This window comes from Micromonospora chokoriensis (genome assembly GCF_900091505.1).
Lineage (GTDB): Bacteria > Actinomycetota > Actinomycetes > Mycobacteriales > Micromonosporaceae > Micromonospora > Micromonospora chokoriensis.
On the sequence record NZ_LT607409.1, the window covers coordinates 1,495,684 to 1,511,495 of the forward strand.

Consider the following 15,812-nt stretch of genomic DNA (forward strand, 5'->3'; position numbering starts at 1 on the left):
CCCGACCGGCTACGCCCTGTCGCGGCGCGTCAGCCCGGCCCGGTCGTCCTTGTGGGTGAACGGCGTTCGGCACCCGGTCAGGGCTGTCCCCGACCCGGCATGCTGCGACGGGAACGCCGGCACGGAGAGGGAATCCACATGGTTGACGGGGATGTGCCAGAGCGGATGCAGGCCGCGGCCTTCGACGAGTTCGGTGGGCCGGAGGTGATCACGCTGCGGAAGCTGCCGATCCCCGACGTCGCCGACGACGAAGTGCTGATCAAGGTCTTGAGCGCCGGCGTGGGGGTGTGGGACGCGTACGAACGGCAGGGCATCCTCGTGCCGGAGGGCTCCTCCCTCCCGATCGTGCCCGGCTCCGACGGTGCCGGAACCGTGATCGCGGCCGGCAGCAAGGTGTCCAACGTCGTGGTCGGCGAGTTGGTCTACGTCTCCGCCACGACCCGACCCAAGGGCGGCTGCTACGCCGAGTACACGGTCGTCAAGGCGGAGTACGCGGCGAAGGTGCCCGACGGAGTGCCGGCCGAGCACGCCGGCGCCATGCCCACCGACGCGCTGACCGCGTTGGCCGGGCTCGACACGCTCAGCCTGTCGGCCGGCTCGTGGTTGCTGATCTTCGGGGCGAGCGGCGGTCAGGGCCACCTGGCCGTGCAGTTGGCCAAGCGCCAGGGGCTGAACGTCATCGCCGTGGCCTCCGGGGCGGACGGCGTCGCACTGGTGACCCGGCTCGGCGCCGACATCTCCCTCGACGGCCACGGCGACCTCGACGACGTGCTCGCCCGCATCCGGGACGCGGCACCGGCCGGGGTGGACGCCATCCTCGCCATGGCCGGCGGTGCGACGGTGGACCGGCTCACCGAGACGCTCGTCGACGGCGGCGTGGTCGCGTACGCCCACGGGGTGCAGCCGGAGCCGAGCGAACGCCCCGGCGTCGTGGTCCGGGCGTACGACGGCGAGTCGAACCCCCGACAGTTGCAGCGTCTCAACGAACTCATCGAGGCCGGACCGTTCGTGGTGCACGTCGCGGAGACGTTCCCGCTGGGCAAGGTGCGGGAGGCACACCAGCGTCTGCAGACCTCCTACCCGGGGAAACTCCTGCTGACGGTGGCCTGAGACCTCAGTGCGTGCGCTGCTGCGGCACGCGTACCGATGCCATGCCGGCCGCCGTCGCGGCCTGGATGCCCAGGTCGGTGTCCTCGAAGACCAGGCACGACTCCGGGGGTACGCCGAGGTGCTCCGCCGCGAGCAGGAACGCCTCCGGGTCGGGCTTGGCCCGCGTGTAGTCGTCGGCGCAGACCAGCACGTCGAACCGGTCCAGCAGGCCGAGCGCGTCGAGGGAGGCGGTGACCGAGGCGCGGGTGCTGCCGGAGACGACGGCGAACGGGACCCGCCGGTGCGCGTCGTGGATGTGCGCCAGCACGTCGGGCACGGCCTCGATCTGCGGCAGCAACTCCTGGTAGATGCGCTCACGGTTCTCGACCACGCTCGCCACCGGCATCGACAGACCCTGCTGCTCGTTCAGGGCCACGATGATGTCGGCGGTCGGCCGGCCACCCCAGGCGTAGAACAGGTCCTCGGGGAACTCGCAGCCCCACTCCTTGAGGGCCCGCTGCCAGGCCACGTAGTGCAGCGGCATCGAGTCGACGATCGTGCCGTCGCAGTCGAACAGGTACGCGGCGAACTCACCGGGAGGCAGAGGCAGACTCACCCGGGAAAGGTAACAGCTCACTCGGTCGTGACGGCCCTGAGCTGACCGAGCAGGTACGCCCGCTCCGGCTCGGTGCCCACCAGCGCCAACGCGTTGCGGTACGCCTCGGCCGCCTCGTCGTAGCGGCCGAGCCGGCGCAGCAGGTCGGCCCGCGCCGCCGGGTAGGGATGGTGACCGCGCAGGTGCGGATCGTCGGCCAACCCGTCGAGCAGGGCGAGCCCTGCCTCCGGCCCGTCCCGCATGGCCACCGCGGCAGCCCTGTTCAACGCGACGATCGGCGACGGCACCAGGTCGAGCAGCACGTCGTAGAGGGCCACCACCTGCGGCCAGTCGGTGCTGGCCACGTCCGCTGCCTCGTCGTGCAGGGCCGCGATGGCAGCCTGCACCCCGTACGGGCCGGGGGCGGGGCCGGTCAACGCGACAACGACCAGCCCGCGCCCCTCCTCGATCATCGGGCGGTCCCAGCGTCCGCGATCCTGCTCGTCCAGGAGGATCAGCGCTCCGTCCGGCCCGGTACGCGCGTCCCGTCGGGCATGGACCAGCAGCATCAGAGCGAGCAGCCCGGCGACCTCCCGCTCGGCGGGCAGCAGCCGACGGAGGATCCGCCCCAGCCGGATGGCCTCCTCGGCCAGGTCGATCCGTTGGAGATCCGGGCCGGAGCTGGCCGCGTACCCCTCGGTGAACACCGAGTAGACGGCCTGGAGCACCGTGGGCAGTCGGCCGGGCAACTCGTCCTCGCCGGGCACCCGGAACGGGATACGGGCGTCGCGGATCTTCCGCTTGGCCCGGACGAGCCGCTGGGCCATCGTCGCCGGCGGCACCAGGAAGGCCCGCGCCACCTCGACAGTGGTGAGGCCGGCGAGGAACCGCAGGGTGAGCGCTGCGCGATCCGGCGCGGCCAGGGCCGGGTGCGCGCAGGTGAAGAAGAGCGCCAGCCGGTCGTCGGGCAGCTCGCGGTCCGCGTCGGCGGGAGGGGCGGGGTCGGCCCGCTCGGCCTCGGCCCGGAGCACGGCGAGCCGCGTCGCCAGCACCCTGTCCCGTCGCAGCCGGTCCACCGCCCGACGCCGAGCCGTGGTGAGCAGCCACGCGCCCGGTCGACTCGGCACACCGTCGGTCGGCCAGTGCACGAGCGCCGCCTCGATGGCCTCCGACGCGACCTCCTCGGCCAGGTCGAGATCTCCGAAGCGGTGCACGAGCGAGGCGAGCAGTCGACCGCGTTCCTCCCGGAACACCGCCTCCACCGACGACCCGACGGCCGACTCCCCGTCCGGCATGCTCAGCCCTGCATGTCGAACTCGAAGATCGGACGGACCTGTACCGATCCGGTGCCGACGGCCCCGGGACTGCGGGCCGCCCAGTCCAGCGCGGCGTCGAGGTCCGGCACGTCGATGACGTCGTACCCGCCGAGCAGTTCCCGGGTCTCGGCGAACGGCCCGTCGGTGATCGTGCGCTCACCGCCGGGGCCGACCTGCACCGTCGTGCAGGTGGTCAGGTCCTGGAGCGGATACCCGGAGACCCAGACCCCGGCGTCCTTCATCTCCCGGTCGTAGCGGACCCAGTCCTCGACGGTGCACCCGTTGTCGACGGTCTCCCCGTCGGCCACGGGACTCATGAACAGCAGCATGTACTTCACGTTCCGGCTCCTCTCGGTGCGGCGTGTCGCCGTACAGCATGACGACGAGCGGGGACCCGGGATATCGACACGGCACCTCACGACTCTTCTGGCTGCGGTGGCCGCGCGGCTTCGGTCCGCTCGTCGCGCCGGTCCACCCGTCGCTCGAAGCAGGTCACCCCGACCAGGAGGACGGTCAACAGGGCGAGCGCCGCCAGCGGAGGCAGGGATCGGCCGACCGGCAGCAGGACCAGCGGCAGCACCGCGACGACGACCTGCGTCGGGTAGGTCGTCCCGAGGGTCAGCCGGCGGAAGACCAACCTGCTGAGCAGGTAGACGGCCGCGCCACCGTAGAGCGCGGTGGCCGCCTCCCAACCCAGCGGCTCGGCGTGTGCCGACTCCTCGGTGAGCCGGCCGATCACCTCCTCGATGCCGAGCGCGACGTAGATCGCCCCGATGATCAACGGGGAGTGCCCGAGGCCGTACGCGTCACCGGCGACGTCGCCGCGTCGGTCATCCGGCACATTGCTGACGGCCTCCCGCGCGGCGGGCGCCAGCCGGTCGAAGTAGAGCCACCACAGGCACACGGTGCTGGTGAGACCGAGCAGCGCCGCCGCCACCGCCGCACTGACCGGCGCCATCGTCCGTGGCCCCGCACCGGCGGAGATCAACGACTCGCCCAGCGCGATGATGAGCACCAGGCCGAACCGCTCGGTGAAGTGGCCCACGCTGTGCACCTGCCACGGCCGGAAGGCCGATGCGATCCGGGCACCACCGATGTCCACCAGCAGCGCGACCGTCCAGAGCGCGGTCTGACCCGCACCGCCCACCAGCGCTCCACCGATCAGCGGGAACCACGCCAGCACCACCGGCACGACGAAGAAACGCAGCGTCGAACGAAGTGGCTGGTCCGTCGTGCTCACCCAGAACAGGACCACGAGCTGCACCGCACGCCCGACGACGTAGGCCACGGCGAGCGCGAGCGGCGCGTCCACGAGCCCCGGGCCCTGGGTCCACGCGTCCGGCATCACCAGAGCGACCACGAAGACCGCCGCCATCGCGACCAGAGTGGCCGCGCGGACCAGGCCGACGTCCGCGCGCACCAGGTTCCCCACCCAGGTGTACGGCCCCCAGGAGTAGAGCAGCAGCAGGAGCAGAATCAGACCCTGAGCCAGAGTGAGAGCGCCCGGCGACCCGGCCATGAACGTGATGACCCGGGTGAGGGCGAAGACGAAGACCAGATCGAAGAAGATCTCGAACATCGTGGTCCGGTGAGCCTGGGCCACCGGCACCGGCCGAACGCCCGAAATCCCCCTCATCCCCGCATTCTGCGTCACGGTGGCGGAGGAACCGGCCGACCGTCCACCCGGTCCCCCCGCCGAGCACCGGACTCCCGGCCTCAGGCCGAGGTCTGCGTCCGCCGCCGGCTCCGTTCCGCCCGCCGCCGCACCTGCTGGTACGCGCCGGTCAACCCCATCGCCCGGCGTACCTCGATCAGGGTCTGCCGGACCTCCTGACGGGTCCGTTCGGTGCCCTCGACGATCAACCGGTCGACCAACCCCCGGTCGGCTTCGATCTCGGCCCGACGCTGCCGGATCGGCGCAAGGAACGCCTCCAACGCGACGACCAGGCGTTCCTTGACCTCCACGTCACCCACCTGCCCGGCCCGGTAACGCCGGGCCAGGTCGGCCACCTCGTCGCGGTCCGGATTGAAGACCTCGTGGTACGCGAACACCGGGTTGCCCTCCACCGTGCCCGGCACGTCGGCCCGTACCCGATTCGGGTCGGTGTACATGCCGAGCACCTTCCGACGCACGGTGGCGGCGTCGTCGGACAGGGCGATCGTGTTGCCCCGGCTCTTGCTCATCTTGGCCGCGCCGTCGGTGCCCACCAGGCTCGGCGTGTCCGCCGGGATCAGCTCCGGCACCGGGAAGACCGGGCCGTACAGATGGTTGAACCGGCGCGCGATCTCCCGGGTCACCTCGATGTGCGCGGCGTTGTCCCGGCCGACCGGGACCACCTCACCCTTGACACAGAGGATGTCCGCGGCCTGGAGCACCGGGTAACCCAGCAACCCGTACGGCATCTCCTCCTTCCCGGCGTCGCGGGCCATGTCCTTGAGCGACGGAACCCGTTCCAACCGGGGGACGGTCACCAGGTTCTGGAGGAGTGTGTTGAGGTCACCGACCTCCGGGATCGCCGACTGGAGATAGAAGATGGCCCGCTCCGGGTCGACGCCGGCGGCCAGGATGTCGGTCACCATCTCCCGGGCGTTGCCGGAGACCTGGTCGATGTCCTCGCGGCGATTGCGAGTGGTGAGCATGTGCAGGTCGGCGATGATGAAGTAGCTCTCGTAGCGTCGGTGCAGCCGCACCCGGTTGGCGATGCTGCCGACGTAGTGGCCGAGGTGAAGGCGGCCGGTGGGCCGGTCGCCGGTGAGCATTCGTGCGACGGACATGGTGGTGCCTCTCGTATCCGAGGGTGGGGTGACGCGGGCGCGCGCCGAGCCGGCCCCTTCCGGGACCCCTCGGTCAGCGGGATCGACTCAGCGAGCCGTCCGCCATCGCGCGCCGGCGCGGTACCGCAGACCACCGGCACGGAGGACGTTCAGAAGTTGCTCCCGGCCATCGCCGGGACTCATGGCGATCCCGGGCAGCGCGCCGAGCGGGAGGCCGTCGACCGTGTCGACCGCCTCCGCCGCGCAGTTGCCCAGCCGGACCACGAGCTCAGATTACCCGCGGCATGGCTCCGGGCGGGGGAATGTAACTGTCGGCGTAGTAGCTGCCGACCCGTTCCCGGTACTCCGGGTCGGCAGGGTCCGCCTCGAACGGCGGCGCGTCCTTGATCGCCTGCCGAGCCCGATCGACGTGCACGACGCGCTCCTGGTGATCCACCCGGACCACAGTGCCAGCCGGCAGCAGCACCTTCTGGCCGAAGATCCACGGGCCGGTGTCCACCACCAGGTATCCCGCATCCGCCTCGTCGCTCGCCTCGTCGATGGTGCCGATCCGCCCGTCGGTCGCCTCCACGTGGTAGCCCACCAGGTCCACGGGTGTGCCAGGGCCGGGCGCGTCCGGGCCGGCGTGCCCACCGTCCGAGCTCTCCGGTGGCGTGACCGAGGGGGTGGTCTGCGTGTATCCACCAGCAAGGGCGGACGGGTCACGCCATGCCCAGGGATTGAAGATCGAGGGTTGCACGGGGACACCTCCGGGGGAACGGTCGGCAACTGTCCTCTTTCGCAGTGCCCAGCTCGCTGCCGCCGGAAACGAATCGAGCCGGTCACGTGCACGTCCCTCTCGACCCTCGCCCTCCCGGGGCCGGCCGTCCCCGCCGCGCCCCGTCGGAGGCGGGGTTGTGGGCCCAGCAGCCGCGACCTGCCTGCAGCCGCGACCGCCCGTTGGCCGGTTTCCAGGGCGCTCTGTTGCTCCGGGCTGTCGGTTCTGTTGCTCCGGGCTGTCGGACCGTGTCCGTGCTGGTGGGCGGGTCGCGGTCGTGCTGGTGGCCCGGTCTCGCTGGCATACTCGGCTGCCATGGTGTTGTCGCGAAGGTGGGCCGTCTTCCTGGTTGGGGTCGGGATCTGGACCTGGGTGATCTGGCCGAGATTCGCGGTCGCCATCTGGCAGGACCCGCGGTCCTGGGCGTCCGGCACGGTCGCCGACGGGGCGCCCACCAGCTTCCTGTGGGTGCACGCTCTGTTGATCGGGGCATCACTGGCGATCGGAACGGCGGTGGGTGTCCTCGGCATCAGGGCGTGGCTGGTCGCCCGCCGGCGGCAGGCATCCTGACCTGCGCATTCGGTGCTCTGTCTGCCTCCCCGTCGGTGGGGGCGGGCAGCCGTGAACCCGAATGTGACGCGCGCCGCTACCCGCGGATTTGACGATCAAACCCACGGACGCGTAACTTTCTCTCTGCCAGCGCGGAACGGGGCAAACGGGACGAAAGTCCTAAGCCCCAAGAACGAGCTGGTGACCGGGTCAAGCAGGGGTTCGCTTCTGTGAGGCACGGCCGGGCGGGGCCCACCGGATTGGCCGCGAGGCGGATTTGGTGCGGCGAGACCGACCGGGTAAGGTTCACGACCGGCAGGGCACCGGGCGAGCCTGCGGGAAACCGCAGCGGCCGGCCTGCCAAATCCGACGACCTGACGCAGCGGTTCGCTGCTGCGTGAGTGCGCCGGTGCCAACCCGCACGAAGCATGACAGACCGGGACACACCGGTTTGACACGGCCGAGACGGTGAGGTAACGTAGTAAAAGTGCCCGCCGCGAGAGCGGCGGGGACACAGAACGAAAAGCCCCGGTTGGGGTTCCACTGAGTGTGGGGCTTCTGGTCGGTGTGTGGTTGTTCTTTGAGAACTCAACAGGGTGCTTGTAAAGCCAGTGCCAATTATGATTTATACCCCGGACTGGTCAGACTGTTTGGTTTGGCTGGTTGGGATTCCTTTGGCAACAATTTGTTTGTTGCTGGGATAGCTGTTCAACTAATTTTTTGTTGGAGAGTTTGATCCTGGCTCAGGACGAACGCTGGCGGCGTGCTTAACACATGCAAGTCGAGCGGAAAGGCCCTTCGGGGTACTCGAGCGGCGAACGGGTGAGTAACACGTGAGCAACCTGCCCCAAGCTTTGGGATAACCCTCGGAAACGGGGGCTAATACCGAATATTACTGCTGGTCGCATGGCTGGTGGTGGAAAGTTTTTCGGCTTGGGATGGGCTCGCGGCCTATCAGCTTGTTGGTGGGGTGATGGCCTACCAAGGCGACGACGGGTAGCCGGCCTGAGAGGGCGACCGGCCACACTGGGACTGAGACACGGCCCAGACTCCTACGGGAGGCAGCAGTGGGGAATATTGCACAATGGGCGGAAGCCTGATGCAGCGACGCCGCGTGAGGGATGACGGCCTTCGGGTTGTAAACCTCTTTCAGCAGGGACGAAGCGAGAGTGACGGTACCTGCAGAAGAAGCACCGGCCAACTACGTGCCAGCAGCCGCGGTAAGACGTAGGGTGCGAGCGTTGTCCGGATTTATTGGGCGTAAAGAGCTCGTAGGCGGCTTGTCGCGTCGACCGTGAAAACTTGGGGCTCAACCCCAAGCCTGCGGTCGATACGGGCAGGCTAGAGTTCGGTAGGGGAGACTGGAATTCCTGGTGTAGCGGTGAAATGCGCAGATATCAGGAGGAACACCGGTGGCGAAGGCGGGTCTCTGGGCCGATACTGACGCTGAGGAGCGAAAGCGTGGGGAGCGAACAGGATTAGATACCCTGGTAGTCCACGCTGTAAACGTTGGGCGCTAGGTGTGGGGGGCCTCTCCGGTTCCCTGTGCCGCAGCTAACGCATTAAGCGCCCCGCCTGGGGAGTACGGCCGCAAGGCTAAAACTCAAAGGAATTGACGGGGGCCCGCACAAGCGGCGGAGCATGCGGATTAATTCGATGCAACGCGAAGAACCTTACCTGGGTTTGACATGGCCGCAAAACCTCCAGAGATGGGGGGTCCTTCGGGGGCGGTCACAGGTGGTGCATGGCTGTCGTCAGCTCGTGTCGTGAGATGTTGGGTTAAGTCCCGCAACGAGCGCAACCCTCGTTCGATGTTGCCAGCGCGTTATGGCGGGGACTCATCGAAGACTGCCGGGGTCAACTCGGAGGAAGGTGGGGATGACGTCAAGTCATCATGCCCCTTATGTCCAGGGCTTCACGCATGCTACAATGGCCGGTACAATGGGCTGCGATACCGTGAGGTGGAGCGAATCCCAAAAAGCCGGTCTCAGTTCGGATCGGGGTCTGCAACTCGACCCCGTGAAGTCGGAGTCGCTAGTAATCGCAGATCAGCAACGCTGCGGTGAATACGTTCCCGGGCCTTGTACACACCGCCCGTCACGTCACGAAAGTCGGCAACACCCGAAGCCGGTGGCCCAACCCTTGTGGAGGGAGCCGTCGAAGGTGGGGCTGGCGATTGGGACGAAGTCGTAACAAGGTAGCCGTACCGGAAGGTGCGGCTGGATCACCTCCTTTCTAAGGAGCACCTTCCACCGAAAGGTGGTAAGGAGCCCGCGGTCCACGAGTGTTGGGCCGGGGTGCTCGAATGGCGGAGACACTGGCAAGTTCTGCCCTGGCAACGGCCGGCGGCGCCTAGTACAGCCACTCTTTGGGGTGGTGGGAACGGTGGCTTCTGGTGCGGCTGGGGGGGGATGTGAGCACCCTGTTGGGTCCTGAAAGAACAACCATGGTGTTGTTGTTTCAGAGCCTTGTGCGTGGTCTGGGATCACGCGGGGTTGCCAGGCATGGCCTGGCCCCACATACCGCTGGTCCTGGAGGACTGGGTTTGGTGTGGGGCGGATCGGGTTGTGGGTTGGTCGTTTGTTGAGAATTGCACAGTGGACGCGAGCATCTTTGTGGTCAAGTTGTCAAGGGCGAACGGTGGATGCCTTGGCACCAGGAGCCGATGAAGGACGTGGGAGGCCGCGATAGGCCTGGGGGAGCTGTCAACCGAGCTGTGATCCCAGGGTGTCCGAATGGGGAAACCTGGCACCAGTCATGTGGTGTCACCCACACCTGAACACATAGGGTGTGTGGAGGGAACGCGGGGAAGTGAAACATCTCAGTACCCGTAGGAAGAGAAAACAAATAGTGATTCCGTGAGTAGTGGCGAGCGAAAGCGGATTGAGGCTAAACCGGCTGCGTGTGATACCTGTCAGGGGTTGCGTGGTCGGGGTTGTGGGACCCTGCTGAACAAGCTGACACTTGTTCGAGGAGTTACAAAGTCAGTGGCTAGTCGAACAGTCTGGAATGGCTGACCGTAGACGGTGAGAGTCCGGTAGGTGAAAGTTGCTGACCTTCTGTGGGTGTTCCCGAGTAGCGGCGGACCCCTGAAATCTGCCGTGAATCTGCCAGGACCACCTGGTAAGCCTAAATACTTCCTGGTGACCGATAGCGGACGAGTACCGTGAGGGAATGGTGAAAAGTACCCCGGGAGGGGAGTGAAATAGTACCTGAAACCGTTCGCCTACAATCCGTCGGAGCCTTGCGGGGTGACGGCGTGCCTTTTGAAGAATGAGCCTGCGAGTTAGTGGCATGTGGCGAGGTTAACCCGTGTGGGGGAGCCGTAGCGAAAGCGAGTCTGAATAGGGCGATTCAGTCGCGTGTCCTAGACCCGAAGCGGAGTGATCTAGCCATGGGCAGGCTGAAGCGCGGGTAAGACCGCGTGGAGGGCCGAACCCACCAATGTTGAAAAATTGGGGGATGACCTGTGGTTAGGGGTGAAAGGCCAATCAAACTCCGTGATAGCTGGTTCTCCCCGAAATGCATTTAGGTGCAGCGTCGCGTGTTTCTTGCCGGAGGTAGAGCACTGGATGGTCTAGGGGGCCCACAAGCTTACCGAAATCAGCCAAACTCCGAATGCCGGTAAGTGAGAGCGCGGCAGTGAGACTGCGGGGGATAAGCTTCGTAGTCGAGAGGGAAACAGCCCAGATCACCAGCTAAGGCCCCTAAGCGTGTGCTAAGTGGAAAAGGATGTGGGGTCGCATAGACAACCAGGAGGTTGGCTTAGAAGCAGCCACCCTTTAAAGAGTGCGTAATAGCTCACTGGTCAAGTGGTTCCGCGCCGACAATGTAGCGGGGCTCAAGCACACCGCCGAAGCTGTGGCATTCACATTTTATCCTCGCGTGCCCTTGATGGTGCGTGCAGGTGTGTGGATGGGTAGGGGAGCGTCGTGCCGCGAGTGAAGCAGCGGGGTGACCCAGTTGTGGACGCGGCACGAGTGAGAATGCAGGCATGAGTAGCGAAAGAAGGGTGAGAAACCCTTCCGCCGGATGACCAAGGGTTCCAGGGCCAGGCTAATCCGCCCTGGGTGAGTCGGGACCTAAGGCGAGGCCGAGAGGCGTAGTCGATGGACAACGGGTTGATATTCCCGTACCCGCGAAAGAGCGTCCCTGATGAACCTCGTTGTGCTAACCACCCGAACTTGGTGAGGTCTTCGGACTGATCTGGGGGAGCGTGGGAACCTGGCGGGTAGTAGTCAAGCGATGGGGTGACGCAGGAAGGTAGCTGAGCCCGGCCGGTGGTTGTGCCGGGGTAAGCGTGTAGGCCGTGGTGTAGGCAAATCCGCACCACATGTGGGCTGAGACGTGATGCCGAGCCGATTCAGGTGAAGTCAGTGATCCTATGCTGCCGAGAAAAGCCTCTAGCGAGTTCTTAGCGGCCCGTACCCCAAACCGACACAGGTGGTCAGGTAGAGAATACCGAGGCGATCGGGCGAACTGTGGTTAAGGAACTCGGCAAATTGCCCCCGTAACTTAGGGAGAAGGGGGGCCGGAGACGTGAAGCCCCGCGCGGGTGGAGCGTTGTATGGCCGCAGAGAGCAGGGGGAAGCGACTGTTTACTAAAAACACAGGTCCATGCGAAGAAGTAATTCGATGTATATGGACTGACGCCTGCCCGGTGCTGGAACGTTAAGGGGACCTGTTAGCTCTTCGGGGCGAAGCGGAGAACTTAAGCGCCAGTAAACGGCGGTGGTAACTATAACCATCCTAAGGTAGCGAAATTCCTTGTCGGGTAAGTTCCGACCTGCACGAATGGCGTAACGACTTCCCCACTGTCTCAACCACAGGCCCGGCGAAATTGCAGTACGAGTAAAGATGCTCGTTACGCGCGGCAGGACGGAAAGACCCCGGGACCTTTACTATAGCTTGACATTGGTACTCGAATTAGCTTGTGTAGGATAGGTGGGAGCCGGTGAAGTCCATACGCCAGTATGGGTGGAGGCAATCTTGAAATACCACTCTGGTTGATTTGGGTATCTAACTTCGGACCGTTATCCGGTTCAGGGACAGTGTCTGGTGGGTAGTTTAACTGGGGCGGTTGCCTCCTAAAAGGTAACGGAGGCGCCCAAAGGTTCCCTCAGCCTGGTTGGCAATCAGGTGTTGAGTGCAAGTACACAAGGGAGCTTGACTGTGAGACTGACAGGTCGAGCAGGGACGAAAGTCGGGACTAGTGATCCGGCACTTGCGAGTGGAAGCGGTGTCGCTCAACGGATAAAAGGTACCCCGGGGATAACAGGCTGATCTTCCCCAAGAGTCCATATCGACGGGATGGTTTGGCACCTCGATGTCGGCTCGTCGCATCCTGGGGCTGTAGCAGGTCCCAAGGGTTGGGCTGTTCGCCCATTAAAGCGGTACGCGAGCTGGGTTTAGAACGTCGTGAGACAGTTCGGTCCCTATCCGCCGTGCGCGTAGGATACTTGAGAAGGGCTGTCCCTAGTACGAGAGGACCGGGACGGACGAACCTCTGGTGTGCCAGTTGTCCTGCCAAGGGCACGGCTGGTTAGCTACGTTCGGAAGGGATAACCGCTGAAAGCATCTAAGCGGGAAGCCTGCTTCAAGATGAGGTATCCCACCCACCTTGGTGGGGTAAGGCCCCCAGCTAGACGACTGGGTTGATAGGCCGGAAATGTAAGCCCGGTAACGGGTTCAGTTGACCGGTACTAATAGGCCGAGGACTTGACTACTAAGCTGCTACGCGTCCACTGTGCAACTCTGAACGAGCGAACACCCGTGACATGTGTGTTGCTGGGGTTGTTTGATATGTTCATAGAGTTACGGCGGTCATGGCGGAGGGGAAACGCCCGGTTACATTCCGAACCCGGAAGCTAAGCCCTCCAGCGCCGATGGTACTGCACTCGTGAGGGTGTGGGAGAGTAGGACGCCGCCGGACAATCTTTCAGGAAAGGCCACCCCGATCGGGGTGGCCTTTTCTGCGTTCCCGGGCACCCGGTCGAGAGTTCCCGCCCGTTTCCCGCCCGGCTTTCCCGCCGGGCGGTTATCGGCCGGTGTTTCCCCCGCCCGGCCGGCGTTTCCCCCGCCCGGCCGGTGTTTCCCCCGCCCGGCCGCCCGGCTTTCCCGCCCGGCCTTCCCGACGGGCGGTTATCGGCCGGTGTTTCCCCCGCCCCGGCCGGTGTTTCCCCCGCCCCGGCCGGTGTTTCCCCCGCCCCGGCCGGTGTTTCCCCCGCCCAGCGTTTCCCCCGCCCGGGTCCTCGACTGGTTGGTCGGCGCGTGTTGCCTGATCGACTCGGGTTCCTGGAAACCGCGGTATCCGTGGCCGGGTGTCACCCCGGATATCAGGAAACCGAGTCGATCAACCGGCGGAGAGACCGCGCCGGCCCGAGACCGCAGCCGGCACCAGTGTTGACCGCCGTCACGCACCGCTCGCGGGCCCGCCAAGCACCGGCGGCGTTGGCCGGCTGGCCGCTCAGCGCTCCGGAACCGCGTCAGACGCCGACCGCAGTCGAGATCTTGGACAGTTCCCGTCACGCGAGGACGGAAACTGTCCAAGATCTAAGGATCGGCTTCGGTGGTGGTCGGTGTATCCCGCCCCGCTGGGCCCCGACATCAGGGAATCAATCGGAGTCGACCGGGCGGATCGTAGCGCCGCCAGAGGTGTTCAGCTGGGACGGGAGCTCGGCGCGGGCCCGACCGAGGACCTGGCGGCTCGGCGTGGGCCCGACGGACCCCAGCGGCCCCGGAGGCGGCCCCGGGTACGGCCCCGGAGGCGGCCCCGGAGGCGGGGAGCACCTGGGACCGCCTCACGGCTCAGAAAGGTGCGCTTGGAAGGGAGTCCGCTGGGCTCAGGGCTTCGGGCCGCACACGTAGCGGGGCTCCGCGTCGTAGCGCCAGGTGAACTTCTCCCGCTTGACCACTGCCCCACCCTTCTTGATGACCCGGAAGGCGTCCTGGGTGAAGCCGTTGATCCCGTTGGTCGCGATGCACGACGGTCCGGGCGTCAGGTGGATCAGCTTCGGTGTGGTGATGTTGCGGCGGGGACCGTACTCCGTCTTCACGCTGTCGTAGATCTTCGTGCTCCAGATCGACACGGTGATCGAGTTGGAGGTGTACGAGGTGTCGATGAGGACGCCGTACTCGGTGTTGTTGCGGAACTTGAAGTCCAGGTTCGGCCAGAAGATCGTGGACTCGATGACCGCCGGGTACCTGTCGAACCAGTACGAGTGCGGCTTGTGCTCGACGTCTTCCAGGCCGGCGTAGTAGGTCGCGTTGAAGAGCGTGGTGGTGAACTGCGAGGTGCCGCCGCCGACCCCCGGCACCAGTTTGCCGTCGAGGATCACCGGGGCGTCCCGGTAGCCCTGTGCGTAGCCGCGTTCGCCGGTGTGACCGTTCAGGGAGAACGTCTTTCCGGGCAGGACGACGGTGCCGTCGACGTCTTTGGCGATGGTGACGATGTTCTGGCTGCGCGACGAGGCCAGGCCGCCGGTGAAGCGGGTGGTGAAGGTGGACACCTTCTCCTTGATGCCCAGCCCGGACAGCTTCTCCGCCGTCAGTTCGGGTTGCGTCGGCTTCAGCTCGCCGGACACCTCGCGACCGTCCGACTTCGGTAGGACGGCCAGCAGGTCCTGACCCAGGGTTGCCGTGTCCAGTTGCTGGCCGGGGCGCCCGTCGACGACGGTGGGACGGCCACCGGTGATGGTCATGGTGGCGTCCTTCGCCGGCACCTCGATGGTGTTCAGGTCGTCGCCGAGCGCTGCCCGCAGCCGCTTGACGTCCACCGACGGGGTCAGCTTGCCGGTCTTGTCGGCGGTGAACCGCAGGCTCTTCGCGATGGCGGCGGGCGGTACCTTCACCGAACCCTTGGTCGTGCGCAGGGTGACGGGCGCGGCGACCGCAGGCTTCGCCAGCTCGTTGACGAGCCGGTCCAGTTCTTCGGGGGTGGTCGCCGGGTGGGTCTCCACCAGCGGCACCGTGATCGGTGTGCCGGCCAGCCAACCGGCGCGGACCACCTCGGCGGAGCGCTCCGCGTTCAGGGCCAGCCCGGGCTTGGGCTGCACCACCTTCGGCTTGGTGCCCTGATAGGTGATCGCCGGCATGGTCATGCCCTGGGCCTGGTCGCCGAGGACCTTACGGAGGGCGTCGTCCAACCGAGCCACGTCGACGGTGACCACCGGGTCGACAGTGCGGGAGCCGACCAGTCGGGAGACCGGGTGCGCGTCGGCGGCAGCCGCTGCGGCGACGGTCGCCGGCACGTCGACCTCCAGCCCGATGTCGGCCGGGTTGATCTCGGCGGTACGCCCGTTGACGCTGATGGTCAGCGGCTTGGCGTGGTCCGCCGCCCGCCGGGCAAGCTCGGCCCGCAGCTCGCGGTCGGCGTCCGCGCGGCTCCGGCCGCCCAGCTCGGCGCCGAGCACGCTGGTGCCGCGCGGAACATCTCCGGCGTACGCCCAGGCGCCCGCACCCGCCACCGCGGCGAACACACCCCCGGTGAGGCCGGCGGCGAGCAACATCCGCATGCGGCGGGGGCGGCGCGGGCCGGCCTCCGGCTCGGAGGGGCCGGGTGTCGTCGCGGTGGCCGGCCCGTCGTCGGGCCAGGTGACCGCGGTGACCTGCACGGTGGGCCGGTCGTCGGCGGGTGGAGTCTTGTCGCCGTACAGCGTCACTGGAACCTCGATCGCCAGGGTGCCGCGGGAGTTTCCCACTCCCGGAGGCACCTACGGTAACGAATGCCCGG

10 protein-coding genes and 3 rRNA genes are annotated in these 15,812 nt (G+C 66.5%); 5 read left to right on the forward strand and 8 right to left on the reverse strand.

What is annotated here, in order from left to right:
* Positions 1-138 precede the first annotated feature (138 nt).
* Entirely contained in the window at positions 139-1,110 is a 972-nt protein-coding gene (locus GA0070612_RS07075; RefSeq protein ID WP_197699321.1) for an NADP-dependent oxidoreductase, read from the forward strand.
* A 4-nt stretch (positions 1,111-1,114) separates the two neighbouring features.
* Here the strand turns inward: GA0070612_RS07075 and GA0070612_RS07080 are convergent, their stop codons facing one another.
* From GA0070612_RS07080 to GA0070612_RS07105, 7 genes are all read right to left on the reverse strand, one after another.
* Positions 1,115-1,705: an HAD family hydrolase gene (locus GA0070612_RS07080; protein WP_088987195.1), complete on the reverse strand. Its 591-nt coding sequence runs from the start codon at positions 1,703-1,705 to the stop codon at positions 1,115-1,117.
* A gap of 17 nt (positions 1,706-1,722) precedes the next feature.
* Complete coding sequence (locus GA0070612_RS07085; RefSeq protein WP_088987196.1) at positions 1,723-2,979, reverse strand: RNA polymerase sigma factor; 1,257 nt, start codon at positions 2,977-2,979, stop codon at positions 1,723-1,725.
* 2 nt (positions 2,980-2,981) lie between these two features.
* Positions 2,982-3,329, reverse strand: a complete 348-nt coding sequence (locus GA0070612_RS07090; RefSeq protein WP_231924600.1) for a YciI family protein — start codon at positions 3,327-3,329, stop codon at positions 2,982-2,984.
* Between the two features lie 86 nt (positions 3,330-3,415).
* On the reverse strand, positions 3,416-4,636 hold the full coding sequence (locus GA0070612_RS07095; protein ID WP_088987198.1) for a low temperature requirement protein A: 1,221 nt from the start codon (positions 4,634-4,636) through the stop codon (positions 3,416-3,418).
* Positions 4,637-4,716: 80 nt separating this feature from the next.
* Entirely contained in the window at positions 4,717-5,775 is a 1,059-nt protein-coding gene (trpS, locus tag GA0070612_RS07100; RefSeq protein WP_088987199.1) for a tryptophan--tRNA ligase, read from the reverse strand.
* Positions 5,776-5,862: 87 nt separating this feature from the next.
* On the reverse strand, positions 5,863-6,039 hold the full coding sequence (locus GA0070612_RS31340; RefSeq protein ID WP_157742437.1) for a hypothetical protein: 177 nt from the start codon (positions 6,037-6,039) through the stop codon (positions 5,863-5,865).
* A gap of 4 nt (positions 6,040-6,043) precedes the next feature.
* Positions 6,044-6,514: a PRC-barrel domain-containing protein gene (locus GA0070612_RS07105; protein WP_088987200.1), complete on the reverse strand. Its 471-nt coding sequence runs from the start codon at positions 6,512-6,514 to the stop codon at positions 6,044-6,046.
* 333 nt (positions 6,515-6,847) lie between these two features.
* Between GA0070612_RS07105 and GA0070612_RS07110 the strand changes: the two genes are divergently transcribed.
* The 4 genes from GA0070612_RS07110 to rrf all read left to right on the forward strand — a co-directional run bounded on the left by GA0070612_RS07110 (position 6,848) and on the right by rrf (position 13,013).
* Positions 6,848-7,102, forward strand: coding sequence for an SCO4848 family membrane protein (locus GA0070612_RS07110; protein ID WP_088987201.1), 255 nt, complete (start codon positions 6,848-6,850; stop codon positions 7,100-7,102).
* A gap of 699 nt (positions 7,103-7,801) precedes the next feature.
* A 16S ribosomal RNA gene (locus GA0070612_RS07115) occupies positions 7,802-9,316 on the forward strand.
* A gap of 382 nt (positions 9,317-9,698) precedes the next feature.
* A 23S ribosomal RNA gene (locus tag GA0070612_RS07120) occupies positions 9,699-12,807 on the forward strand.
* An 89-nt stretch (positions 12,808-12,896) separates the two neighbouring features.
* Positions 12,897-13,013, forward strand: a 5S ribosomal RNA gene (gene rrf / locus GA0070612_RS07125).
* Together the 16S, 23S and 5S rRNA genes form the textbook arrangement of a ribosomal RNA operon.
* A gap of 910 nt (positions 13,014-13,923) precedes the next feature.
* On the opposite strand, the gene GA0070612_RS07130 is transcribed toward rrf, so the two are convergent.
* Entirely contained in the window at positions 13,924-15,741 is a 1,818-nt protein-coding gene (locus tag GA0070612_RS07130; RefSeq protein WP_088991324.1) for a VanW family protein, read from the reverse strand.
* Between the last annotated feature and the right edge of the window lie 71 nt (positions 15,742-15,812).

Coding starts and splice junctions, on each gene's coding strand:
- GA0070612_RS07075 (WP_197699321.1), top strand. CDS start 139: ATGGTTGACGGGGATGTGCCAGAGCGGATGCAGGCCGCGGCCTTCGAC.
- GA0070612_RS07085 (WP_088987196.1), bottom strand. CDS start 2,979: ATGCCGGACGGGGAGTCGGCCGTCGGGTCGTCGGTGGAGGCGGTGTTC.
- GA0070612_RS07090 (WP_231924600.1), bottom strand. CDS start 3,329: ATGCTGCTGTTCATGAGTCCCGTGGCCGACGGGGAGACCGTCGACAAC.
- GA0070612_RS07095 (WP_088987198.1), bottom strand. CDS start 4,636: ATGAGGGGGATTTCGGGCGTTCGGCCGGTGCCGGTGGCCCAGGCTCAC.
- trpS (WP_088987199.1), bottom strand. CDS start 5,775: ATGTCCGTCGCACGAATGCTCACCGGCGACCGGCCCACCGGCCGCCTT.
- GA0070612_RS07110 (WP_088987201.1), top strand. CDS start 6,848: ATGGTGTTGTCGCGAAGGTGGGCCGTCTTCCTGGTTGGGGTCGGGATC.